The sequence below is a fragment of the Paenibacillus sp. NPDC056933 genome (assembly GCF_042674385.1).
Lineage (GTDB): Bacteria > Bacillota > Bacilli > Paenibacillales > Paenibacillaceae > Paenibacillus.
In genome coordinates, this window is the sequence record NZ_JBHUQN010000001.1 from 64,485 (window position 1) to 86,926 (window position 22,442).

22 protein-coding genes are annotated in these 22,442 nt (G+C 46.3%); 17 read left to right on the forward strand and 5 right to left on the reverse strand.

What is annotated here, in order from left to right; genetic code table 11:
* Nucleotides 1-14 precede the first annotated feature (14 nt).
* From ACFTRD_RS00270 to ACFTRD_RS00290, 5 genes are all read left to right on the forward strand, one after another.
* Nucleotides 15-593: a TetR/AcrR family transcriptional regulator gene (locus ACFTRD_RS00270; protein ID WP_379376884.1), complete on the forward strand. Its 579-nt coding sequence runs from the start codon at nucleotides 15-17 to the stop codon at nucleotides 591-593.
* Between the two features lie 66 nt (nucleotides 594-659).
* Nucleotides 660-1,094 (forward strand): SDR family NAD(P)-dependent oxidoreductase, encoded by a 435-nt coding sequence (locus ACFTRD_RS00275; protein WP_379376886.1) that lies wholly within the window; start codon nucleotides 660-662, stop codon nucleotides 1,092-1,094.
* A complete protein-coding gene (locus ACFTRD_RS00280) occupies nucleotides 1,091-1,432 on the forward strand; it encodes an SDR family NAD(P)-dependent oxidoreductase (protein ID WP_379376888.1) in 342 nt (113 codons plus the stop codon). Before ACFTRD_RS00275 ends, ACFTRD_RS00280 begins: the two co-directional genes overlap by 4 nt.
* 216 nt (nucleotides 1,433-1,648) lie before the next feature.
* Nucleotides 1,649-2,827 carry an alanyl-tRNA editing protein gene (locus ACFTRD_RS00285; protein ID WP_379376890.1) on the forward strand — a complete coding sequence of 393 codons (1,179 nt, stop codon included), beginning with the start codon at nucleotides 1,649-1,651 and terminating at the stop codon, nucleotides 2,825-2,827.
* Nucleotides 2,828-2,914: 87 nt separating this feature from the next.
* A complete protein-coding gene (locus ACFTRD_RS00290) occupies nucleotides 2,915-4,219 on the forward strand; it encodes a DUF1963 domain-containing protein (protein ID WP_379376892.1) in 1,305 nt (434 codons plus the stop codon).
* Nucleotides 4,220-4,659: 440 nt separating this feature from the next.
* On the opposite strand, the gene ACFTRD_RS00295 is transcribed toward ACFTRD_RS00290, so the two are convergent.
* Nucleotides 4,660-5,001 carry a DUF1801 domain-containing protein gene (locus ACFTRD_RS00295; protein WP_192273166.1) on the reverse strand — a complete coding sequence of 114 codons (342 nt, stop codon included), beginning with the start codon at nucleotides 4,999-5,001 and terminating at the stop codon, nucleotides 4,660-4,662.
* A gap of 2 nt (nucleotides 5,002-5,003) precedes the next feature.
* The gene (locus tag ACFTRD_RS00300; protein WP_192263585.1) at nucleotides 5,004-5,579 is read right to left on the reverse strand and encodes a GNAT family N-acetyltransferase; all 576 of its coding nucleotides are present in this window, start codon (nucleotides 5,577-5,579) and stop codon (nucleotides 5,004-5,006) included.
* A 256-nt stretch (nucleotides 5,580-5,835) separates the two neighbouring features.
* Between ACFTRD_RS00300 and ACFTRD_RS00305 the strand changes: the two genes are divergently transcribed.
* From ACFTRD_RS00305 to ACFTRD_RS00335, 7 genes are all read left to right on the forward strand, one after another.
* Nucleotides 5,836-6,291 (forward strand): GNAT family N-acetyltransferase, encoded by a 456-nt coding sequence (locus ACFTRD_RS00305; RefSeq protein WP_192263587.1) that lies wholly within the window; start codon nucleotides 5,836-5,838, stop codon nucleotides 6,289-6,291.
* Nucleotides 6,292-6,653: 362 nt separating this feature from the next.
* Nucleotides 6,654-7,997 carry an amino acid permease gene (locus ACFTRD_RS00310; RefSeq protein WP_379376895.1) on the forward strand — a complete coding sequence of 448 codons (1,344 nt, stop codon included), beginning with the start codon at nucleotides 6,654-6,656 and terminating at the stop codon, nucleotides 7,995-7,997.
* Nucleotides 7,998-8,295: 298 nt separating this feature from the next.
* Entirely contained in the window at nucleotides 8,296-9,486 is a 1,191-nt protein-coding gene (locus tag ACFTRD_RS00315) for a WXG100 family type VII secretion target (protein WP_379376897.1), read from the forward strand.
* A gap of 93 nt (nucleotides 9,487-9,579) precedes the next feature.
* Entirely contained in the window at nucleotides 9,580-9,987 is a 408-nt protein-coding gene (locus ACFTRD_RS00320; protein WP_379376899.1) for a hypothetical protein, read from the forward strand.
* A 184-nt stretch (nucleotides 9,988-10,171) separates the two neighbouring features.
* Nucleotides 10,172-10,663: an RNA polymerase sigma factor gene (locus ACFTRD_RS00325; RefSeq protein WP_379376901.1), complete on the forward strand. Its 492-nt coding sequence runs from the start codon at nucleotides 10,172-10,174 to the stop codon at nucleotides 10,661-10,663.
* Entirely contained in the window at nucleotides 10,660-11,670 is a 1,011-nt protein-coding gene (locus ACFTRD_RS00330) for an anti-sigma factor (protein ID WP_379376903.1), read from the forward strand. Before ACFTRD_RS00325 ends, ACFTRD_RS00330 begins: the two co-directional genes overlap by 4 nt.
* 24 nt (nucleotides 11,671-11,694) lie before the next feature.
* A complete protein-coding gene (locus ACFTRD_RS00335; protein WP_379376905.1) occupies nucleotides 11,695-12,009 on the forward strand; it encodes a hypothetical protein in 315 nt (104 codons plus the stop codon).
* Between the two features lie 81 nt (nucleotides 12,010-12,090).
* Here the strand turns inward: ACFTRD_RS00335 and ACFTRD_RS00340 are convergent, their stop codons facing one another.
* Nucleotides 12,091-12,996 carry a LysR family transcriptional regulator gene (locus tag ACFTRD_RS00340; RefSeq protein WP_379376907.1) on the reverse strand — a complete coding sequence of 302 codons (906 nt, stop codon included), beginning with the start codon at nucleotides 12,994-12,996 and terminating at the stop codon, nucleotides 12,091-12,093.
* Nucleotides 12,997-13,137: 141 nt separating this feature from the next.
* Between ACFTRD_RS00340 and ACFTRD_RS00345 the strand changes: the two genes are divergently transcribed.
* Nucleotides 13,138-14,181 (forward strand): 2,3-butanediol dehydrogenase, encoded by a 1,044-nt coding sequence (locus ACFTRD_RS00345; RefSeq protein ID WP_379376909.1) that lies wholly within the window; start codon nucleotides 13,138-13,140, stop codon nucleotides 14,179-14,181.
* Between the two features lie 147 nt (nucleotides 14,182-14,328).
* On the opposite strand, the gene ACFTRD_RS00350 is transcribed toward ACFTRD_RS00345, so the two are convergent.
* Entirely contained in the window at nucleotides 14,329-14,838 is a 510-nt protein-coding gene (locus ACFTRD_RS00350; RefSeq protein ID WP_379376911.1) for a GNAT family N-acetyltransferase, read from the reverse strand.
* A 168-nt stretch (nucleotides 14,839-15,006) separates the two neighbouring features.
* The gene (locus tag ACFTRD_RS00355; protein ID WP_379376913.1) at nucleotides 15,007-15,774 is read right to left on the reverse strand and encodes a helix-turn-helix transcriptional regulator; all 768 of its coding nucleotides are present in this window, start codon (nucleotides 15,772-15,774) and stop codon (nucleotides 15,007-15,009) included.
* Nucleotides 15,775-15,973: 199 nt separating this feature from the next.
* Between ACFTRD_RS00355 and ACFTRD_RS00360 the strand changes: the two genes are divergently transcribed.
* The 4 genes from ACFTRD_RS00360 (at nucleotide 15,974) to ACFTRD_RS00375 (ending at nucleotide 22,303) form a co-directional block, all read left to right on the forward strand.
* On the forward strand, nucleotides 15,974-18,295 hold the full coding sequence (locus ACFTRD_RS00360; protein WP_379376915.1) for a beta-L-arabinofuranosidase domain-containing protein: 2,322 nt from the start codon (nucleotides 15,974-15,976) through the stop codon (nucleotides 18,293-18,295).
* Between the two features lie 354 nt (nucleotides 18,296-18,649).
* The gene (locus tag ACFTRD_RS00365; protein ID WP_379376917.1) at nucleotides 18,650-19,381 is read left to right on the forward strand and encodes a hypothetical protein; all 732 of its coding nucleotides are present in this window, start codon (nucleotides 18,650-18,652) and stop codon (nucleotides 19,379-19,381) included.
* A gap of 11 nt (nucleotides 19,382-19,392) precedes the next feature.
* Nucleotides 19,393-21,081, forward strand: coding sequence for a vWA domain-containing protein (locus tag ACFTRD_RS00370; RefSeq protein WP_379376919.1), 1,689 nt, complete (start codon nucleotides 19,393-19,395; stop codon nucleotides 21,079-21,081).
* A gap of 82 nt (nucleotides 21,082-21,163) precedes the next feature.
* Nucleotides 21,164-22,303, forward strand: coding sequence for a toxic anion resistance protein (locus ACFTRD_RS00375; protein ID WP_379376921.1), 1,140 nt, complete (start codon nucleotides 21,164-21,166; stop codon nucleotides 22,301-22,303).
* Nucleotides 22,304-22,442: the final 139 nt, after the last annotated feature.

Here is a 22,442-nt window from a genome sequence, read left to right on the forward strand (position 1 = left end):
CAGGAGGAATCCAAATGGCCAGAAGCAAAGAGTTCGAAGAGTCCATCGTATTAGATAAAGCGATGAGACTTTTTTGGGAACAGGGCTACGAAAAGACATCCATGACCGATCTTGTCGGGCATATGGGAATCCATCGCAGAAGTTTGTATGACACATTTGGCAACAAACACACGCTGTTTCTAAAAGCAGTAGAGCTTTATGATCAACAAATTAGCACCGCACTTGCAGCAGGGATAAAGCGTTCCGAAACGGCAACGGAAGCACTTCAGTTTATTATGGGCTTCTTGATCGCAGGAGAAGAGAATCCAGCTTCTGGTTGCTTAATCGTGAATTCGACGGTGGAACTTTCTGCCCGTGATGCAGATATGAATAATAAATCCATGGAGATGTTTGCAACTGAAGAACAATTATTCAGGGATATTATTCTGTGGGGGCAGCAAGACGGTGAGTTCACATCAGAGTACGATACTGGGGAATTGGCGGAATATGTGCATAATGTAGCGGTAGGGTTAAGGGTCATAGCCAAAACTTCGATTACCAAAGAAAAACTTCTTCGTATAGCTAATCTATCGATCCAGCTTATCGTAAAATGAAATTTTTTTCACAATATTAGAATGTTCGTTCTACTATTTATTTCTATATAAGAGGTGAGCTAAACTATGGGAAGGACAGTTCTGATCTCAGGAGTATCCGGTGGGATCGGCAAAGAGTTGGCAGATCGTTTCGCCAAGGGTGGACATAATATTGTGTTGGTAGCTCGCAGCGAAGGTAAAATATTGGATCTTGCGCAGGAATATCAGAATAAATACGGTATTCAGGCGACAGTCATTGCCAAGGATGTTGCCGCACCGGGTGTACCGGAGGAGATTTTCAACGAGCTTAAAGAGAAGAAGATCGTTGTTGACTATCTGATCAACAATGCTGGATTTGGTTTATTCGGGACTTTTATGGAGACGGATATGGAGCAAGAGATAAATATGATTGACATCAATATCAAGTCTCTGACGGTGATGACGAAGCTTTTCCTGCCGGATATGATCAAACGTGGACATGGTGGAGTGATGAATGTGGCTTCGTTGGTGGTGGACCTATGATGTCGGTGTATTACGCGACGAAGGCTTATGTGCTATCCTTTACCGAGGCTTTGGAGAATGAAGTAAGCGGTACTGGAGTTACTGTGACGGCACTATGCCCAGGGCTGACATCTACAGGGTTTGTTGATCGTTCGGGTATGGGTGCCTCCAAGATGGTGAGGGGTGCGATCATGGAAGCCGGGCAGGTCGCTGAAGAAGGATATCGAGGCTTTTTGCGCGGTAAGACGTTAATTATGCCAGGTGCCCGAAACCGATTCATCGCGTTCATGCCGCGGTTGTTACCTCGTAAGATAATGACCCGCATGATTAGATCCTCACAGGACAGAACGAATCATTAATCCGAATGAGATATGAAAACACTGAACGATAGCGTATGCTTTCGAAGCAGCCTTCTCCCGAATGATTAGGTTAACCGGAATCCTCCTGGTTGACCTTTTTTGTAATTGTCATGCGATTACGGAAGGCAGAAATTGGCATGAGTCTGCGAGATAGTGTAATCTGTAGTCAAGTACATAGGTAGCCGAGATTGAACGAGAAGGGATTGGGATGATTCGATGACGCAAAAAATCTATTATGACTCCGCGTACACACGGGAGTGGCATACACAAATTACAGGTAGAGTGGACAAGGAAGATGGCATATATGTCACACTGGCGGAAACAGCTTTTTACCCACATGGAGGTGGACAACCTTGTGATCTGGGGCAGATCGGTGGCATTGCCGTACTGGATGTGATCAGTGAGGACGGTGAGGTCTTGCATAAGCTGGAGCGTGCGCCCGAGCAGAATGAGGTGGATTGCCAAATCGATTGGCAGCGCAGATTCGATCATATGCAGCAGCATACCGGGCAGCATTTGCTGTCGGCCATTACGCTGAAGCAGGCAGATGCGATGACGGTCAGTTTTCATCTAGGGACAGATTATATCACGATTGATGTGGCCGCAGCCGAACTGGGAGCGAACCAACTGGCTGCAATTGAAATGGAGGCCAATCAGCAGATTTACAGGAATGCCAAAATCAACAGTTCCTGGGTCACTGCGGAAGAAGCGGCACGTCTGCCTCTGGTAAAGCAGCCTTCCGTAACCGAAGATATTCGCATCGTGGAGATCGAGGGTGTGGAATATAATGCTTGCGGTGGAACACATGTGTCAGCCACAGGTGAGATCGGGATCATTAAACTGTTGAAAACCGAGAAAGTGAAAGGCGGCACCCGGATTTATTTTAAATGCGGATACCGGGCACTGAATGAGTTCAATGCCGCGCAGAGCGTGCTTACCGGGATTACAGCCAAATTGAAGACCAGCCGGGAAGAGCTTGCGGAGCGAATCGATAAAATGGAAGCAGAACAAAAGCAGCTGCAAGCAGAGCTGAACGCTGTGAAAACTTCGAATGACGCTTATTATGCGCAGGAGCTTTTATCTGCACGGGAAGGGCTTGTCATTGCCCAGATTTTTGAGGATAAATCGCTCAAGGATATGCAGAGTCTGGCTACCAAGCTAACGTCAGAACATGAGGGACTTGTGCTCTTTGCGAGCATCTCGGAGGCTAAAGTCGTTCTGGCACAGAACGGACAGCCGCCGGAGTGGGCTTGCGGACCTTTCTTCAAGGGTAATCTCGGAGCCTACCAAGGCAAAGGCGGCGGCAGCGACAAGATTGCTCAGGCGGGCTTTGCCAGCAGCGAAGATGCCATCGCATTTTATGAATTTACGAAGGACCAACTGGGACATCACTGATCTACAAGCCGGCTGATCGATATGATATTGTGCGCTCAGCGCAGCGCATCGTGAGGCGAATCACGCAAGCAGAGGAGGTCCCCATAGATGACAGAACGCATTCCGTGTATACGAGAGGGGTGCCCAAATACGATTTTGCCAGCAACGGCTGCCAGAACAGGCGGATACTGCATGCCGTGCAAGCAGGGGATGGAACGCGAGGCACAACAAAAATACATTGAAGCCAATCGGCGCGATGTGAACTTGTATGAGGGAATGACGGACCCTGTGGAGATTTTGAAAATCATGCATACTCGCCAGGCTCATGACCCACTGATCCGTTATGTACCATATGAGGAATCCCGAGAACAGGTATATCTGTCCTTGTCTATGGAGCAGCAAGCCCTCATGATCGATTATGCGATGCAACGGATTCGTACAGGGGATGAGGATACGGGTAAAGATATTTTGGTATATCTGGTTTGTTACCATGATACCTCGTTGTCCGCACAGATTCCGGAGCTGTTGGAGCGCGAAATCTACTACCCTGTCATTTTGTATAAGAGTGCCTCGGCCGAAGTACGTGATCAACTCTTGCAGCAGGTGAACACCGATGATGAGAATCGGAATAACCTGTTGCTCATGCTTGCCTATATTGGTGACGAAGTTGTCGTACGTCAGTTCCAGCAATGGAGGCAGTCTCCACCTCGCTGGGCAGATCAGCTGCATGTCGCCCCAGAGAACTATGCAACCGAAGCCGGTTGGGAGTTGACGAGTGAAGGCCAGCGCAGGGATTTATTCACCACCCCAAGTTATTCACTCTATAAAGTAAAAGAGAATACAGGGTCTGACGACACCTCAACTGGCGATCCAATCACCATGCTTCTGCCCAGTGCCGATAACTGTAAGTGGTGTGGCAGCCAGTTAACAACCTTAATTGATCTGGATGTACAGCATCCAGCATTGCAGGACGTTGCTTGGAACAGCGAGCGACTTCAAGTGCAGACTTGCGTGATATGCAGCTGTTACGGCGTAGTTTATATGGAGATGGATTCAGCAGGTGAACCGTTTTGGAGTGAGCATAATGTGCTGCCGATGTGGGTAGATGGTCTTGACCCGGATGACTATGTTAAGCTTACACCGGATGCAGGTCGGCAGTTTCGGATAGCGACTGCACCGCGTCAGGCGTTCCATGCCAGTGAGTGGGCAATGGAGCCTTCTTCATCCCAGATTGGCGGCCATCCTGGATGGGTTCAGGATGCGGAGTATCCAAATTGTCCATGCTGCTCTTCGAGGATGAGGGCCGTTGGTCAACTGGACTGGAGCGAGGTTGAGGAGTATGGGGATGGTATGTATTACATGTTCATTTGCGAGCCATGCCAGATGACTGCGGTATCTTACCAACAGTCCTGATGAAGGAAGCAAAGATCTGATATTTCATAGATGGAATTCAGAAGTTGTAAAGACAGTCGAATATTCAAAAGGGGCTATTCCGTATTTAGAACATTACGGAAAGCCCCTTCGTATGACCAGGGGGATGTCCATAAGTCATGAGGATGACACTGGACGCCCCTTGTTCACATTATTTTGGTCTAACGAACCTGACACACGTTATTTGCACCCATTTGCACCATGCTGAGATGTAACGAATTACAGAGACGTTATTTCATCGATGGGGTCGATTATAAAGCTTTGACGCCGTTGTTACACCGAAATAACGTCACTGAGATTCGTTAAAGTTTGTATTTCTCGAGAATCGGCCATTTAAGGTGTAACAGATTCGTTAGCGTCTTGGCCAAATGGAGAAATGAAAATTTAAGATAGTCGCACTATTTGATCGTATTCTCTAACGCTTAGAGTTCTGCCGATGCCTGAGTCAGAAGACGAGTCAACCATTCATAGTCCGGCGTATCTTTTTCCTTGATTTTGATGGTTTTGCGTTCTGCTGGGCCTTCGAATATACCATCTGGCAGGTCAAGCCCGGTTGCATTGAAGATCGTGAAGGATACTGCCGGCTTGGACGGGGAGATGACCGCCGCGTATTTACCGTTTTTCAGGAAATGAGGTTTCTTGTACTGCACACGTTCCTGTACTTCAGGGATCGACTCATGTACCAACTCCCTCAGTTTGCTTGCAACCTGGACTTGCCAGGGAACCGGAATCTGTTCGATAAATTCAGTGACTTCCGCATTCATATTCATGCTTGTCCACCCTCCACATTGATCTGATTATGTGCTTCCCATTCCGGTCGTAGAATGCCCATCCATAGGCGATCGTAGCGTTTGCCGTCACGATACACAGCTGATCTGGCGCGACCCTCCAGCTGAAAGCCGACCTTCTCATAGGCACGGATGCCCTTTGCATTATAGGCGATGACATCCAGACCTACCCGATCCAGATTCAATTCATGGAAAGCATACCGCAAAATAAGATTCAACGCTTCCGTTCCGTACCCTTTGTTGCGATGCTCTGCGAGCCCGATGCCAATGGCAAGCTGTCCGCACCGGTTGTTCCATTCAATGCTGTGAATGACAACGAATCCGATCAGTTGTTCATCCTCACGTGTTCGAAGCCGGAAGTAAACTTCCTTGTCCTTCGTCTCACCTTCATCTTCAAGTTGCCTTTCCGAAAAAGGAATGGCAATATCCGTATCCACATTTCGCAAATATTCGGGATCTTCATTCCATTGCAGCATGGTCTGCACGTCTTCTGCGCGGGGCGGAGTCATTTTCAATCGTTTGCTATAAAACAGATTTTCAGTCGATAGTGTCATGGGGGTCTCCTTTGAATAAGTTAAGTTTGCTTCACCTCAAAACGTCGATTAACTACATAGCTGCTACGCAATATTCTTCGCTCCTTTTGGTTTCAGATAGCCTCACTATAATGGAAATTTCAGGGCATCACAATAGACATTTCATTTGTGTTTTTGAAGTTGTTGTCAGAAAACCTGTCATGGTAGTACTATATAAACCATAGACATGTAACCAGTGATACAACACACAACAAAATTGTCGGCAGGAGTGGTAGATATGGAGATCAAAGTAGACGATCTGAGCGGCCATCAAGTCATTGGATTGATTGCAGAACATTTGCAGGGCATGGCAGCAGATTCTCCGCCGGAAAGTATTCACGCCCTGGATCTGGATGGATTAAAGAAACCTGAGATTACATTCTGGTGTGCATGGGAAGCGGATGAGCTGCTCGGCTGCGGTGCCATGAAGGAGCTGAATTCGGAGCATGCAGAGTTGAAGTCCATGCGGACAGCCAAGGCTCACCTCAGAAAAGGCGTAGCGAGACAAATCCTTGCCCATATTATCGGGGTTGCCCAGAATCGGGGGTATCAGCGGATCAGTCTGGAGACAGGTTCGATGGATTCTTTTATCCCGGCGCGGAAGCTGTATGAGGACTTTGGATTTGTTTACTGTGAGCCATTTGCAGATTATCGTTTGGACCCGAACAGCGCCTTTATGACGAAGGAATTATAGATTGCATGATAGGCAGAAAAACATAGCGGGAACACAGGAAATCAGCATGCTGTTACATACAGGCCGCTGGTTTTTTTTTGCATGGGAATAATTGTTTTGAGAAGTGGTGGATTGCAACAAATTATACATATTGGAGACCAAAGGAAGAGTAGAATGTATTTAATTGAATGAATAGGGATGCTTACAGATTACATCGTATCATTATGGGGTATAAAGCCTAAGTCATGTCGCTATGCGCTTTGGGATGAATTGGCCATACGGAACTGCTGGGCTGAGGCATGGACAATAGGGTATACTGGACATTATGTTTATATAAACATGAAACAGGAATGCAGACGTTTTTTACATCAGGAGGATTGGAATTGGCTCAGACAGAAGGAACATTACAGAAGAAACTTAAACCAAGACATATTAGCTTTATGGCTATGGGCGGTGTCATTGGAACCGGAATTTTCAAAGGAAGCGCCGAAACGATTGGACTCGCAGGTCCGGGAGTCATTGTAACGTACATTTTTGCAGGATTATTGTTACTGGTTGTCATGGCTGCGATGGCGGAGATGGCTACGGTGTACAAGAACAAAAATATGAAAGACTTTGTGCAGGAAGCCTTCGGCAGCAGAGTCTCTTTTATCATGGGATGGATGTATTGTTTCCTATGGTTATCGGTTTGTGTAATTGAGGTAATTGCCGCAGGCAGCTTTCTGCAGTATTGGTTCACGGAAGTGCCACTATGGATACTGAGTCTGGCGTGCGCGCTGTTTATTATACTGATTAATCTGCTGAGTGTAGGCGTATTTGGGGAATTTGAATTTTGGCTGGCGGGTATTAAAATAGCCATGATTATTATTTTTATTATTCTCGGTGCTGGTCTGATCTTTGGAATTATTCCAAGTGACAATACACCATATTTGCAAAACTACACGCAAGCTGGCGGCTTCCTCCCGAACGGTTGGTCATCGATCTTCTCGGCTCTGCTGGTTGTCATGTTCTCTTATGGAGGTTCGGAGTTGATTGGTTTGACCTTAACGGAGACGGAAAATGCAGACAAGGTGATGCCCAAAATTGTGGGGAACTTCATGCTGAGAATCATTTTATTTTTCACGCTGCCGATTCTCATCATCTGTGGGCTCATTCCATGGAATGAGATAGGGCCTGAGAGCAGTCCCTTTGTACAGGTGCTCGCTTCCACGGGACTCCCGGGTGCAGCGCATATTATGAACTTTATTTTGGTGACCGCCGTTCTGTCTGCTGCGAATTCCGGCATTTACGGTGCATCCCGAATGATGCACTCCATGGCGGTAGGTGGTGAAGCACCGAAGGCGTTATCACAAACGAATCGGAGCGGCAGCCCGGTGAATACACTTCTGGTATGTGCGGTCATTCTGCTTGGAGGCTCCATGCTGGGACTGTTCGCACAAGATCAGCTCTTCCGCGTATTACTGGCGGTTCCAGGGTTTGTCGTAATGCTCGTGTGGATCTGTATTGCCACCTCACAGCTGAAGCTGCGCAAGAGATATCCAGTACAACCGACATTTAAGGTCTGGGGATTTCCTTACGTAACTGGAGCTGCTGTGCTGTGTCTCGGTGTCATTGCAGTCATGTTTGTATTTGATGAAGGTAATCGGTTCAGCATCAGCATCTGTTTGTCTGTCCTTGCTGTGCTGATTATCTGGTCTCTGATTCGATTCAGAAAGAACCACGGGTAAGAAGTTTAGTGTTTGTAGAAGCATCATAATAGCTATGCAGTAACAAGACATCTCAGCGTTCGCGCTGGGGTGTTTTTTTGATAAGGAAGGGGGTTTGATCGGAGCTGATTTGAACTAGGACGGTTATATTATGAATGAATAAGGGGTAATACGAACTAGATAAATAAATCGGGAGTAGCTACGAAATGATATTAACTCCTTTTATAACAAAGGGCTAGAGGTGCGTTTGAATCCTACATAAATCAGACTACTCCCTTGTATTCATATAACAACGAATATATTTTGAACGAGTTACCACATGACGACGATAAAAGTAACCCCGGAACAGCTGTTGTCCATCTCCAGACAGTTTGAAGCAGCCCAAAGGCAGGTTTTTCAGATGAACAGCATCCTGAAACAACACTTATTCGAGATCGAAAGACAGTGGGATGGCAGCACGAAGGAACGATTTTATGGTGATTTTGTGGTTGCGCAGAAGGTCATGGATAACTTTGTTTCATTATCTCTGTCCATTGCCAAAGAGCTACAAGGGCATGCAGAGAAATTCAGACTTGCAGATCAGCAAGTTCTGCAATCCTATGATCCAAGGTGCGCAGCACCACCGCCGGATGAATGCAGGGCACCAGCAGCTGATACACGTAATGCTTTTCAGAAGTCTGCCGACAGTTTGGTCGAATTGGGACAAGCCTTTATGCAATCTGCGGATGATCGATATCAGAAGCGATATGATAGTGTAGGTGGATTTTTGGATTACTGGACATTCGGTATTCCGAGTGGTCTGGTTCAGGGGTATGTGGACCGGGCAGATAAAGCCTTCAACTCGCCCAATGATACGGCCAACTGGCTTACGTTAGGCATTCATGGCACAATCCGGGAGGCCACCTTCCCAACCAATGCCTGGTCCAGTGAACACTGGGCGAATATGATTGGTATGGGAGGGCTAATGGTTGGAGGTGGGTATGCTTCCACGATGATTAAGCCGCATAATCTGCTGACTTCATCAGGAGGCGGTGTGAAAATTAATGCCTTTAACCGTCCTCCGGGTACAGGACAAATGACGGGTGGTTTTAATGGTTTTCAGGATAAACGTCTTCAGGTTATGGACAACATTGCCGAGAGCAAAAAAGCGAGAGAATCATCTAATGTGAATGTTTATTTAGAAAATGAAAGACTGCTCTCAAAAAGTATTCAGGAACATAAATTGAATATGAGCACAATTTTTGATAATGAGGGTAATTTCAATCTTGCTGAAGGAGTGCTAAATGATGGGAAAATCAATGAGAGTTATTTGAAAGGATTGGTTCCTCCTGGAGGTTTTAATAAATTCAGACCCGATCCTGGAATCATAGAGGAAGGATTCAAGTATAATTTTCTTCATGAGAATAAGAAGATAGAAGTAAAGTGGCATTCGCCACAGCAAAATTTGCAAGGTATATTGACGGAAGAAGAACTTTTGACGAGTAATTCATATAATGAGTGCACAAATTAAGATTGGTAAAAAATACTTAGGTACAGACGGTAGTCTATATAGAAACAATCAGCAAAATATAACTCATATACCTATTAATATTGGAGGATAAATATGAAACTTTCGGAGATTAAAAATTTACCTGATGTTATGTCGAAAGAATCTTTAGATAAATATTTTGTGGCTTATTTAGATTTGATTGAGAACGAAGAGACTTTGGACAGCATTGAAGTTTTAGAATCACTATCGGAATTAGCTGATAGAAAGGTGTATACCCACGAATTGTTGGAGTCTACTTTGAGAGCAAGAGTAGATCATATTGTACAAAAACTGTGGGATGTTTCATCGGCTGAGCTAGTCGATAATTATGCCTATGTTGTTGTAAATCTTAATTTGATAAAAAGTTATGAGCTAATGAAGTCAGCTTTAAACATGGATTTGGATAAGCAAATTAGGGGAATTATTGAGGAGACTATTGATGAAGTTGGAGAAGACATAGATATTCCTTATAAGTCTAACTGACTGTATCATAGATGGTAACTTAAATTTTAAACTAAACTCTGACACATACGTCGGGGTTTTTTTGTATAAAAGTTTAACCCTTTCATCGAAACGCATAAAGCAGATTACCGGGTTAAAAAAGTTTTTTCTCGGAACTTTAACATTTCAGAGGTCTGTTCGTTATACCTGTGAAAGGTGGTGAAGCATGGACAGTGAACAAATCAATGAACTGCTACAACCAAAGCTAACCGAAATCCGGCATTATTTAATTAGACTTGGCGCTTATCCAGCCGATGCAGAGGATATCTTGCAGGAGACTGTCTATAAAGCTTTCCTATATATAGACTCAATTGAAAATGACAAGTTAAGTGCATGGCTCTATAAAGTGGCTATTAACCGCTATTATGATCTTTGTCGTCGCAAAAAATGGTATATGATTCCAATCGACACGGTAGACATACCGGATTCTAGACTTCCTGAAGATGCTTTGCTGCAACAGGAAAAGAAAGAGGAAGTGGAGGCTGTTCTCAGTCAACTTGCTCCTCTGCATAGGCAGCTTCTAATCATGAAATATGAGATGGAGCTTCCGTACCAAGAAATAGCAGATTTGCTCGGGATACGGATGGAGCATGTCAAATCGTCTTTATATCAGGCGAGACAGCAGTTCAAAAAAAGGTATAGGAGTGAGATGAAATGAACGGACAACATAAAGAGGGCGATTCAGTGAATGTAAGCAAAATGGTCAGGAAAGCGAAGAGAGCTACGACGATTCGAACCGTTGCGATCTCTCTCTTGGTATCTTTAATTGCGTTTTTTGGAGTAATGCTGGGCAATCAATATTTGACAAGCTGGAGTTACAATCGTGCAAACAATAGCGAGCAGATCATGAACCTCATTAGCGGACCTGATGAAAAGCAGACAGGACAGGTCAATTACAGCGGTTTCCTGAATGGAACCTTTCAGTATTATACAGCTAAAGTTATAGAGGGTGTGCCTATCCCGTGGGCAGATAGAAAAATCAATTATAAAGTGTTCCCCTTTATTAATTTTGTCTCCTTTGGGGGGGATACATCACAATCGGTTTCGTTACAGGATGAGAACATGAAAAAACAAGGTTATGAGTATACACGTAGCTACAATGGATTAAATGGACAACGAGAAATGTTATTTTACATTCCCCAAGTCGATTATAATGGTAAAATTCTGAATGATCTCCCATTACTTCAGGAGATGGATCAAGACAAGTTGGTAGAAATGGCAATATCGTTCGACAAAGATTATTCTTTAAGTGAAGTCAAACAGATGACTCCTCCCGGGTTAACCCAATCCTGGTATTGGGTGGATACGTATGACAACAAAGCATTTTATGATCCTTACATTGATGGAAATGGGAATAAGAGTTATGCAACACCGGATGTAGAAGATTGGGTGAAAGGCTTTGGGATCTCACATTCCGATTCAAGTGAAGTGAGCGAGAAAACATTCTTGGAAGCCTTGGAACAGGGAGTTCAACTGAAAGGACATTATCAGTATGAGTTCAATCGGATATACAATTATTTAAAAAAAGACAAGGCCAAACCTGATGAGAGTGATATTCGCATTTTGGGGGCAGTGGTTACAGGTACAGCAAAAGAACTCCAAGTCCTAAACGGACAGCCTTATGTTAGAGGTATAACTTTGGGGGCTGTAGTAGACAAGTACTAATCTCGAACTTCAACCGAGTTAACGGTGAACGGTAGTTTAAAACATCGTCAGTCAGGGACTGTCGGTGTTTATGGGGGGAGTGTTGCGGTAACGACCGAAATTCTCGCTGAATCAACTGAGCAATTCAATCGTGATGCAAACGACATGCTAGAGATGAATAAGAGCGTTGACCAGTCCGTACAGCAGATCAGACAAGGGGCACACACCCAGAAGCAAGGTGCTAGCGACAGCGCAAATGCGATGGAAGAAATCGCTAAAGGAATTAATGATCTTTCGGAATCTTCCACAGCCGTATCCGACGCTGCAACAAGTGCGCTTGCTAAGGCGAGCAGAGCATGACACAAATGAAGAAACAGATGGAGAGCATTTCCGCTGTACCGGCTGAAGTTGTTGCCATGATCCAGAAGGTCGACTCGGAAGTCATAATTGGTCCAGCTCAATTGCCTGTCTGAAGCGTTGGGCAAAGCGCTCTGCGGCAGCAGCAACCTCTTTGGATTCAGTCTGTACAAACCCGATTTGCATTTTGGGCTGGTCGATTGAGGCGATTTCTACCATTTTCGCAATGCCTTCTTTCCATAGCGGATGTTGGTGGAAAGAGAAGTCATGACCAATGGTGGCGGCAATATTGTTTCTCAGGACGGTGCTGATCGCTTCCGAATTGTTCGTCTTGAACAGGATGGACAGAGGGCCGTAATCATACGTGAACTCCTGAAGAAAATCTTCAATAAATCCATCACGGTACAGAGCCAGCTTATGTTCTTTTAATTGTTCGGGAGTGACTCGGCTAAGCTTGGCTAGTTCGGATTGGTGATGTGTGCACACAACCAGTTTGCCTGAATACATGGGACTGAAATGCAGCCCATCGAATTCCCTCAATTGTCTGGCGTAGATGGCGATGAAGCCCAAGTGGGTTTTGTTGTTCCGGATATCCTCGATGATTTCCATGGAACCTTTCTCTTCAATGGCAATATTCAATTGAGGATGCTCGCGTTTCATATCTGCCGCCGTTTGCACAAGATAAGGCATCACACTTGGAAAGGTGGCGACATGCAGTTCTCCGGTTAAAGAGGACGTCTCGGCATTCAGTGATTTCAATTCATCAATTCGCTGCAAAATATCGAGTGCCTTGGCAATAAATGGTTTGCCTTCAGGAGTGGGAAATGTCCCCTGCCGGGAGCGTTCGAACAGGATCATACCGAGCTCATTTTCCAGGCGGTGGATCGACTGGCTGATCGCCGACTGAGTGACATGCAGGTGCTCCGAGGCAGCCGAGAATGATTGGGTTTTGGCAATTTCAACGACATATTCAAGCTGTTCCAGATTCATGGTTTCATCTCCGTTTTAGCATTAGTACAGATAATATTAACATTAGTATCTATAAATATGAATAATACGTGAACAGCGATATAATTAATAGACAGTAGTTGGATTTTAGATGGACCAGACAAACAAAGGGGGATATATCACATGAAAGCAGCAGTATGGTATGCCAAAAAAGATGTCCGGGTCGAAGAACGGGAAATACCGGTAGCCCAATCAGGACAAGTGAAAATTAAAGTCGAGTACGCAGGAATCTGCGGTAGTGACTTGCATGCTTATCATCATGGCGTAGGCATTCAGGAAGGGCAGAACCACCCGCTTTCAGGACAGCAAGCGCCGCTGACCCTTGGTCATGAATTTGCAGGAACGGTCAATGAATTGGGAAGTGATGTAAGCGGTATCAGTGTAGGAGATCGTGTCGTTGTTGAACCGCTGTATCACTGCGGACAATGTGAGTACTGTATCCAGGGGCGCTATAACCAATGTACCCAATTCGGATTTGTTGGGCTGAACGGCGATGGTGGCTTTGCTGAATACGCTGTGGTTGAGGCATATATGGTGCACAAACTGCCGGATAACGTATCCTTCGAAGAGGGCGCACTGATCGAGCCTACAGCAGTAGCCTTTCATGCGGTTCGCCACAGCAAGCTGAAAGTTGGCCAGAAGGTTGCTGTGTATGGCGCGGGTCCAATTGGACTGCTAACGATCCTGTCAGCCAAAGCTGCAGGAGCTTCCGAAATCTATGCGGTAGACGTGTTTGAAGAACGCCTGAATCTGGCAGCCAAGCTGGGTGCCATTCCGGTGAATAGTGCCAAGGTCAATGCAACTGAAGTGATTATGCAGCAATCTGGTGGAATTGACGTGGCGTATGAAGCAGCGGGTGTGCAGCCAACCATGGATAGCGCCGTAGCCGTGATCAAAAAAGGTGGAGAAGTTGTTGTCATCGCAGCCATTCCGAATCCATTGCAGGTGAATTTCTTCGATCTGCTGGTGAAGGAAGCGAACCTGACTGCGACGCTAGCCTATCGTCATATCTTCCCTGAGGTCATCTCTTTGATTGCTGAGGGAGCACTTGATGTGAAACAGGTGATTACCAGAAAAATCAAGCTGGACGACATTGTACAGGAAGGGCTTGAACTGCTGATGAGTGATAAAAGCCATGCGAAAATTTTGGTGGAAATCGGCGGTTAATAGTGCGCGAAATGGTGCGAATAGCATTTGCTGCTCGAGACCGATTTTTCAGCTCAGAATAACGCAAAAAGGGATGTCCCTACGTCAGTTAACTGATGTTGGGACATCCCTTTTTCTGCTATCCACGCTTGTTACCATTTGCGAGAATTATGAATCATAACGGTAGCAGATCGCTTTGCCTCCACTACTTTCGGAACTGAATTCCGGGTCTTCTACAAAACCGAAACGTTCGTATAATCGGATCGCGTTCACCATCTGGCCACCCGTATATAAATACACCGTATTTTTGCCCATGTCTTTGGCAGATTCAACACATTGTTGAAGCAGTTCTCTGGCAATGCCGTGACCTCTCCACTTGGGATCAACGCCCAACAGTCGAATAAACGGATAATCAATAGGCAGCTCGAAGTTCGGGTAAGCCTTATGTGCGGTCTCAAACAATTGGACCGTTCCAACAATCTGATTATCTATTTTGGCAATCCATAATTGCTTAATATAAGGATTGCTCGGCGATTCCCGAATATCCTTCAAATAATGTTCCCATTGTTCCTGTGTTTGGAACGTGTCCCGGTACTCGGAGTAACTTTCAATGAGAATATGTACAATTTCTTCATGGTCAGCTTCTGTAGCGGGATGAATCGTTACTGCCGTTGTCATCTCAAGTTCTCCTTCTGTTCTTGGTTTGATAAGAGATATAGCTGACTTGAATTGTAACACACCTGATGGTGCTGGATTAATTCAAATTTTCTATATATAACTCATGAAATTCTATGAGTTGGTACATTCGCACAAGCACATCCAAGGTTCGCGCCCGTACAAGATTCATTATAAGCGGTTGAGCTGTGTTGAATACAGATTATTGCGATATTCGGTGGGTGTATTGCCTTCGTATTGCTTGAACATGCGCAGGAACAGTTTGTAATCCGAAAAACCGCATTGCCCCGCAATTTCTTTCACACTGGCATTGGTATTGAGCAGCATCTGCTTGGCCCGGCGAATCCGTTCCGTGAGGATATAGGTTTTGAGTCCGATGCCTTTCTCACGTTTCACCATTTTGGAGATATAGTCCTTGTTAAAATTAAAGGTCTCCGCAATTTTGCCTACCGTAATCTCAGTATGAAGATGAATATCCACCCACTTGCAGATATGGTCAACGATTGCATTATGTGGCCGATAACCCGCTTGAGTGTTGCGTTCCAGCTCTTTGAGCAGCAGTAACAATGCCGCATCTGCTTCTTCCGGTGAGAACGATGAACTGTGCAGCAACTGTTTGAACAGCTGATTAGCCGTGGACGGAACCTGAATGGTCGCATGGGTGGGATACTGGTCGAACTCTCCCTCATTCGAATCATAATGAACCCAGTAAAAGCTGACGGGAGCATTGCTGACCTGATAGCCATAGTGGATGCGTCCAGCCCTCAGAAACAGCAGATCATTCGTACGCACCACGTACTGCTGTTCCTCCTCCGCAATGTACATCTCGCCTTCCAGCATCAAAATGACCTCGTGAACAGGCATGCTGCGCTTCATGTGGCTCCAGTTGCCTTCGGATATGAATTTGCCGCACAGGTAATGCTCCAGTGGTTTTTGCATAGGACGGATTTCTCCACCTTTTCTTGGATTATGAGTCTGATGTAGTTGTATTTTATTTGATAATATGAGGATATTCAAGGATTGGATTGAAAAAGAACGCAAGGAATATATGAACCGCAACACGGATTTTATCCTTATCATTCGTACATCCATTAAAGTACATCTGAATATCGACTACATTTCGAGGAGGAGCGAGATAATGATTGAAACGAAAAAAGGTTTTTTGGGACCTGAGCATGTAGATCTGTTAAATGGCGTTTTCCAAACGTCACAAGAGGTTGGGGAACGTTATCTGTTAACACTGGACATTGATCGTTTTCTAGCGCCGTGTTTTGAAGCCCATGGATTACCTGCCAAAAAGGAACGGTACGCGGGTTGGGAAGCACGCACCATCAGCGGGCATTCTCTCGGACACTATCTGTCTGCCCTGGCTGTAACCTATCAGGCGACAGGGAATGAAACGCTAAAACATACCCTGGATTATGCCGTCAGCGAGCTTGCATCCATTCAACAGACAACAGGCAGCGGGTACATCGGCGGCTTGTCCGAAGAAGCTTTCCAGATGGCTTTTCGAGCAGAAAATATTGGTGGCTTCAACATCGGCGAGTACTGGGTGCCTTGGTACAGCGTGCACAAAATCTACCGCGGTCTGATTGACGCTTATAAATTAACGGGGAATCAGCAGGCACTTGAGGTGGTAACACGTTTTGCAGACTGGGCGGTGGAAGGCTTGCTGCCGATGACAGAAGAACAGGTACAGACGATGCTTCAAAGTGAGCACGGGGGCATGAATGAAGTATTTGCACATTTGTATGGGATTACGGGCAAAGCCTTATATCTTGAGATAGCTAACAAGTTCACCCATCAATTGATCCTCAGACCGCTCGAACACAAGCAGGATGATCTTCAGGGCAAACATGCCAATACGCAGATTCCGAAAGTCATCGGTGCAGCCGAAATTTACAATCAGGACCATACCCATGAGAGTTATCGGACAGCGGCGGAGTTTTTCTGGGACACCACGGTTCATCATCGTTCTTACGTGTTTGGTGCGACAAGTATTTCAGAGCATTATGAAGCCAAAGGTATGGAAAGTCTGGGCATCAAAACCGGAGAGAGCTGCTGTACCCACAACATGTTGCATTTGACGAAACAACTCTATACTTGGAACCACGACAGTGCCTATATGGATTATTATGAAAACGCTATCTACAACCACATCCTGGGCACACAGGACCCGGATACAGGGAACAAAACGTACTTTGCGTCAACGCTGCAAGGCCACTACAAAATCTATGGTACTCACGATACCGCCTGGTGGTGCTGCACAGGATCTGGCATGGAGAACCCGGGCAAATACGCCGAGGCGATCTATTTCGAGGATGAACAGGATCTGTACGTCAACCTGTATATCGCTTCCCAGCTGAACTGGAGATCCCAAGGCCTGTCGCTGAAGCTCGAAACCGACTTTCCTTATTCGGAAAAGGGTACCCTGACGATCACCGAAGGCAGCGCCTCGGCCAATCTTAGACTACGTGTGCCCTCATGGCTGCAAGAGCCAATGACGGCAACGGTCAACGGGGATACGGCGCATCCGTATACCCGGATGGAAGAGGGATATCTTTCCATCGACCGCATTTGGACCGCTGGCGATGTTATCACCATTACGCTGCCGATGTCGCTCCATCAATACACGTCCCGGGATGATGCACATAAGGTGGCATTCCTGTACGGTCCGATTGTACTGGCAGGGGCTTTGGGAAGCGAAGGGCTGCCCGAGGATACCATCGTGGATGAGACCGCGCTGAATCCCAAGACCGCACCTGTCCCTGTAATCTGGACAGAGCAGGAGGATGTGAGCGAGTGGATCAAGGTGGTAGACGCAAGTGCGTTAACATTTGAGATCAGCAAGGATGTCACCTCGAATGGCAAACCGGTGAAGCTGATTCCGTTCTATGATGTACATCATGAGTTCTATACGGTCTATTGGCCGTTCAACGATGAAGGGGATGCGCTGGAAAAGGAATTAAATGATATCACCATCGACAGGGTACAGCCTGACGGACAGCAGGATGAGATTGGACATCTTCTGGATAGCAATTGCCGTGCGGACCATCATAACGGTTCCTATACAGACGGCCGCAACAAGCTGCATATGTGGCGGGAAGCATTTGGTGTCAGCGGGGCCTATTTCAGCTACCAGCTGGCGGTGGATGGTTCCGCACCGAACGTTCTATGCGTTGCATACTGGGGCGGGGATCATTCTCCTTTTGAACGAAAGGGTACGAAGTATGAGAGAACATTTCATATCACTGTCGATGGAACGGTAGTCGGTGAACAGCGGATTCATATGAACAAGATTGGCGAAGTGTTCTACGTCATCTATGACATCCCTGAGACGATTACGTCAGGCAAAGACAGCGTTCGGGTTGCATTTCAGGCATTGGGTGATCAGGGTTGTGCCGGTAAGGTTGTGGAGGTACGAACAACGCGGAGTAAACCGGAGTCCGTCTTTTCGTAAATAAAATGAGCACCAACATCATAATCACTCCGGCGCTGGCGTCGGGGTGTTTTTTTGATTTTTATTGAATAAGCCCTATATAAAAAATGACACGCACTCCGTATTACCACGTATTACCTGATAACATTTCTTTTTCCGTTCAAGGGCGCCAGGCTCTTTTTCCAAAGGTTACAAAATCGGTTCCACGTTGTCCCTCTAAAGATGAAATGGGATAAGCCCATGCCACGTATATTATGAATATCCATATTAATCCACCCGAATGCGACGACATCATGTACAATGAAATAAAGTTCCAATGGGAAATATCGACATAAAGGTCCAGCACATAGCGCGAAAGGAGGTCTGATGATTTACATGATAAAGTACATAAAACTGCTGGGGCTGATCTTCGGCGTTGTCGTCATGGATGTGCTGCTGTTCTCGCCAGGATTCATCGGACTAGAGTTTAGTGGGGGAGCATTTACGACAGCGCTCTCGGTGACATGTCTGTTCGGCAGCGTGCTTGCTCTCTTCTATGGAAGCTACACCTTGTTGTTCAGGCAGCCTGTAGTCTTACCCGTGAAGCAGATCGAAACCCATGAAGATTATGTGGAAGCGTTATCCTTTTATCGACGTATTAAAGTGCTTGAGGAAGATATCACACTGGGGTTGTCCCAATTGAACCGCATGAAGAAAAAGAAAGAAACCCTCCTGAACGTGCTGAATCAGCGATTTGATCCGGGGGAACTGAGCTACAAGAAATTTGCTTCGGTCACCCTCGAAGTGGAGAAGCTGTTATACCTCAACATCCGAAGTGTACTTAACCGACTCAATGTGTTCGATGAAGCGGAGTACGCCAGCCTGATGAAGTCCAAATCCGCTACACTTCCCCAGAAGCTTTTTCAGGAAAAGACCAAAGTGTATAACGACTATCTAAGCTATGTGAAGAACTCGCTCCATACCAATGAGGAAATTTTGTTAAAGCTTGACCAGCTGATGCTGGAAATCTCCAGGCTGGACAGCTTTGAAGCCGGAGACATTGAACAGATGCCTTGTATGCAAGAAATTGACCAATTAATCAAGCACACCAAATTATACAGACAGTGAGGGGTTGCCTTATGGCGAAGAAGGGGAAGTTTTTTTTCATATCGATCATGATGCTGTTGCTCGTGTTTGGCCTGGTATATGCAGGGATTACGCTGACATCGAACGTTGGTAAATCCAGTACACAGGTGACCACAGAGAACGCAGGCAAAGAGCTAGGTAAACTGTATGCGGACATTGCACCGGCAACGGCTGAACCGGTCAAAGGACAGATCGATCTCGATCCGGTTGATGTGGCAGAGTCTCTGCCGGATATCTCCAAATTCCCGATTACAGTCGAGAATACAACGAATGATTATGTAGAGATTTTCTCTTCGATCGAGAAGGCGGGAACCGGGGCAGACGGCTGGTTAACCGAGGTGAGTGAAGAATTCAACAAGGCCAACATTACTGTAGGCGGCAAACAGGTATCGGTGAAAATTCGTAATATCGCATCCGGTACGGCGGCCGATTATATCAAGTCCGGCAAATATGTGCCTGATGCGTACACCCCGTCGAATGAACTATGGGGCGAGATGGTAGCTGCAAGCGGCGTGAAGACAGACCTGGTGTCCAAAAGACTGGTGGGGAACGTTCCCGGTATCGTCATCTCCAAAGCCAAATATGATGCACTGGTCGACACGTACGGCTCGGTTAATGTAAAAACCGTGACCGAAGCGATAGCCAACAACGAACTTGCAATGGGGTATACCGATCCGTTTGCCAGTTCCACGGGGCTAAACTTTCTCGTGACTGCACTCAACACATATGATAGCTCTAATCCGCTCGGAGAGAAAGCCATTGAGGGTTTTGAGAAGTTCCAGGCCAATGTGCCGTTTACAGCATCAACAACTATTCAGATGCGTGAAGCAGCCAAGTCGGGGCGTCTGGACGCCTTTGTACTGGAATATCAGACCTATGTAAACACCGCGGATCTGAAAAGCGGATACGTCTTTACACCGTTTGGCGTAAGACATGATAGCCCGCTGTATGCACTGGGACAATTGCCACAGAACAAGCAGGAGATCATCAAGAAGTATGCGGAATTCGTAACCCAAGCGAAGTATCAACAATCGGCTGAGGAATTTGGATTCAACGGCTTGCAGGATTACAAGTCCGAGTTGGCCACAGTAGATGGCGATACGCTGCTGTCTGCGCAGAAAGTATGGAAAGAGAAAAAGAACGGCAGCAAACCGATCGCAGCCGTATTTGTCACCGACGTGTCTGGAAGCATGGACGGCGAACCGCTGAATCGACTCAAGGAATCCTTGCGCAAAGGTCAAAAGTTCCTGGGCACAGACAACAGTATCGGCCTCGTCTCTTACTCCAGCGGGGTAACTGTGAACCTGCCGATTGCGAAGTATGATACGAATCAGCAGTCCATGTTTGTCGGTACGGTGGATAGCCTGCAAGCAGGTGGTGGTACGGCAACCTTCGATGGAATCGTTGTGGCAATGAAGATGCTTGAAGATTATATGGCTACCAATCCGAATGTGAAACCGCTAATCTTTGTCCTCAGTGATGGCGAGACCAACGAGGGTCATACCCTGAAGGATATCCGTGATCTGGTCGAGACGTACAAAGTGCCGATTTACACGATTGGTTACAACGCAGACATCAAGGCTCTGGAGAGCATCTCCAGCATTAACGAGGCAGCAAGCATTAACGCAGATACCGACGACGTGGTGTACAAAATCGGTAACCTGTTCAACGTGCAGATGTAATTGTAATCGGAGTGACTGTGTGTGACATATTACAATATTCATTATTTCATTTATACAGCACGTAATTAAAGGGGGAACTTGGATGTCGTTTTCGATGGAGATACCTAGCCAGAAGGAAATTCAGAAGGTGATTGAGGAAGAAGTAAAACCCGTACCTGCCGAGGTAGCGGAGCTGCAACAAGTGGCAAATGCCAACGTGGAGATGATCATGACACTGGATCTTGAATCGTTGGAGAAACGCAAGGAGATTCTGCAATCCATTGATGGCTTTGGCATGAACACGATGAGATCCTCTTCCGAGAAAAACGCGTTGCTTCAAGTCTCTGTTGGACATCTGTCCAAGACGGGAGACGAGGGCGGCCAGGTCGCCAAAGGCTTGACCGAGCTGCATATGCAGCTGAAGGATCTCGACCCGAGCGTCGTCGATTTTGCCAAGACTGGATTCCTCGGCAAATTGTTCAATCCGCTGCGGGCCTATTTCCTCAAATACCAGAAGGCGGATGCGGTCATTGCAGACATCGTGACCTCACTGGATAAAGGCAGAGCGACCTTGAGAAACGACAACACCACACTGGAGATTGAACAGCAAAATCTGCGGGAACTTACGAAACGATTGCAGAAGGAAATTCAGCTTGGCGTGCTCATGGATGAGTCGATTGATGCGCAGATCGAAGCTGCCAAGGTACGTAACGAGGACCCGGAGAAAGTCCGCTTTATTACGGAAGAAGTCTTGTTCCCGCTGCGTCAGCGGGTCATGGATTTGCAGCAGATGTTGGTTGTGAACCAGCAGGGCATTATGGCAATTGAAGTCGTCATTCGCAATAACAAGGAGCTGATCCGCGGTGTGGATCGGGCCAAAAACGTCACAATCTCGGCATTGAAAATTGCCGTCACTGTCGCGAGTGCCCTCTACAATCAGAAGATTGTATTGCAGAAAATTGAACTGCTCAATCAGACGACCAATGACTTAATCGCAGGTACGTCCAAAATGCTGAAAGACCAGGGAATTGCCATTCAGAAGCAAGCCTATGAAGCCAGCATCTCCGTGGATACGATGAAACAGGCGTTCACCGATGTGCTGTCCGCGCTCGATTCGATCAGTCTTTATAAGCAGGAAGCTCTGCCACGAATGCGCGAGACGATTAACCAGTTCCGTGAACTGGCCGATACCGGGGAGCAGCAGATTCAGCGGTTGGAGAAAGGGCAGAAGCTGGGACTGTAATCAGAAGAGAGAATTGAATACGTATTAGATTGTTATCTTTATTTCTATAATTGAAAAAGCGACTGTTCCCCATTAAGCATGGGGAATGGTCGCTTTTTGGAATTCTATAAGATGTAATGTATTGGATAAATTCACTTCA

Coding starts and splice junctions, on each gene's coding strand:
- ACFTRD_RS00365 (WP_379376917.1), top strand. CDS start 18,650: ATGATAAAGTACATAAAACTGCTGGGGCTGATCTTCGGCGTTGTCGTC.
- ACFTRD_RS00280 (WP_379376888.1), top strand. CDS start 1,091: ATGATGTCGGTGTATTACGCGACGAAGGCTTATGTGCTATCCTTTACC.
- ACFTRD_RS00270 (WP_379376884.1), top strand. CDS start 15: ATGGCCAGAAGCAAAGAGTTCGAAGAGTCCATCGTATTAGATAAAGCG.
- ACFTRD_RS00300 (WP_192263585.1), bottom strand. CDS start 5,579: ATGACACTATCGACTGAAAATCTGTTTTATAGCAAACGATTGAAAATG.
- ACFTRD_RS00305 (WP_192263587.1), top strand. CDS start 5,836: ATGGAGATCAAAGTAGACGATCTGAGCGGCCATCAAGTCATTGGATTG.
- ACFTRD_RS00370 (WP_379376919.1), top strand. CDS start 19,393: ATGGCGAAGAAGGGGAAGTTTTTTTTCATATCGATCATGATGCTGTTG.
- ACFTRD_RS00345 (WP_379376909.1), top strand. CDS start 13,138: ATGAAAGCAGCAGTATGGTATGCCAAAAAAGATGTCCGGGTCGAAGAA.
- ACFTRD_RS00355 (WP_379376913.1), bottom strand. CDS start 15,774: ATGCAAAAACCACTGGAGCATTACCTGTGCGGCAAATTCATATCCGAA.
- ACFTRD_RS00315 (WP_379376897.1), top strand. CDS start 8,296: ATGACGACGATAAAAGTAACCCCGGAACAGCTGTTGTCCATCTCCAGA.
- ACFTRD_RS00320 (WP_379376899.1), top strand. CDS start 9,580: ATGAAACTTTCGGAGATTAAAAATTTACCTGATGTTATGTCGAAAGAA.
- ACFTRD_RS00330 (WP_379376903.1), top strand. CDS start 10,660: ATGAACGGACAACATAAAGAGGGCGATTCAGTGAATGTAAGCAAAATG.
- ACFTRD_RS00290 (WP_379376892.1), top strand. CDS start 2,915: ATGACAGAACGCATTCCGTGTATACGAGAGGGGTGCCCAAATACGATT.
- ACFTRD_RS00350 (WP_379376911.1), bottom strand. CDS start 14,838: ATGACAACGGCAGTAACGATTCATCCCGCTACAGAAGCTGACCATGAA.
- ACFTRD_RS00325 (WP_379376901.1), top strand. CDS start 10,172: ATGGACAGTGAACAAATCAATGAACTGCTACAACCAAAGCTAACCGAA.
- ACFTRD_RS00340 (WP_379376907.1), bottom strand. CDS start 12,996: ATGAATCTGGAACAGCTTGAATATGTCGTTGAAATTGCCAAAACCCAA.
- ACFTRD_RS00375 (WP_379376921.1), top strand. CDS start 21,164: ATGTCGTTTTCGATGGAGATACCTAGCCAGAAGGAAATTCAGAAGGTG.
- ACFTRD_RS00275 (WP_379376886.1), top strand. CDS start 660: ATGGGAAGGACAGTTCTGATCTCAGGAGTATCCGGTGGGATCGGCAAA.
- ACFTRD_RS00360 (WP_379376915.1), top strand. CDS start 15,974: ATGATTGAAACGAAAAAAGGTTTTTTGGGACCTGAGCATGTAGATCTG.
- ACFTRD_RS00285 (WP_379376890.1), top strand. CDS start 1,649: ATGACGCAAAAAATCTATTATGACTCCGCGTACACACGGGAGTGGCAT.
- ACFTRD_RS00295 (WP_192273166.1), bottom strand. CDS start 5,001: ATGAATGCGGAAGTCACTGAATTTATCGAACAGATTCCGGTTCCCTGG.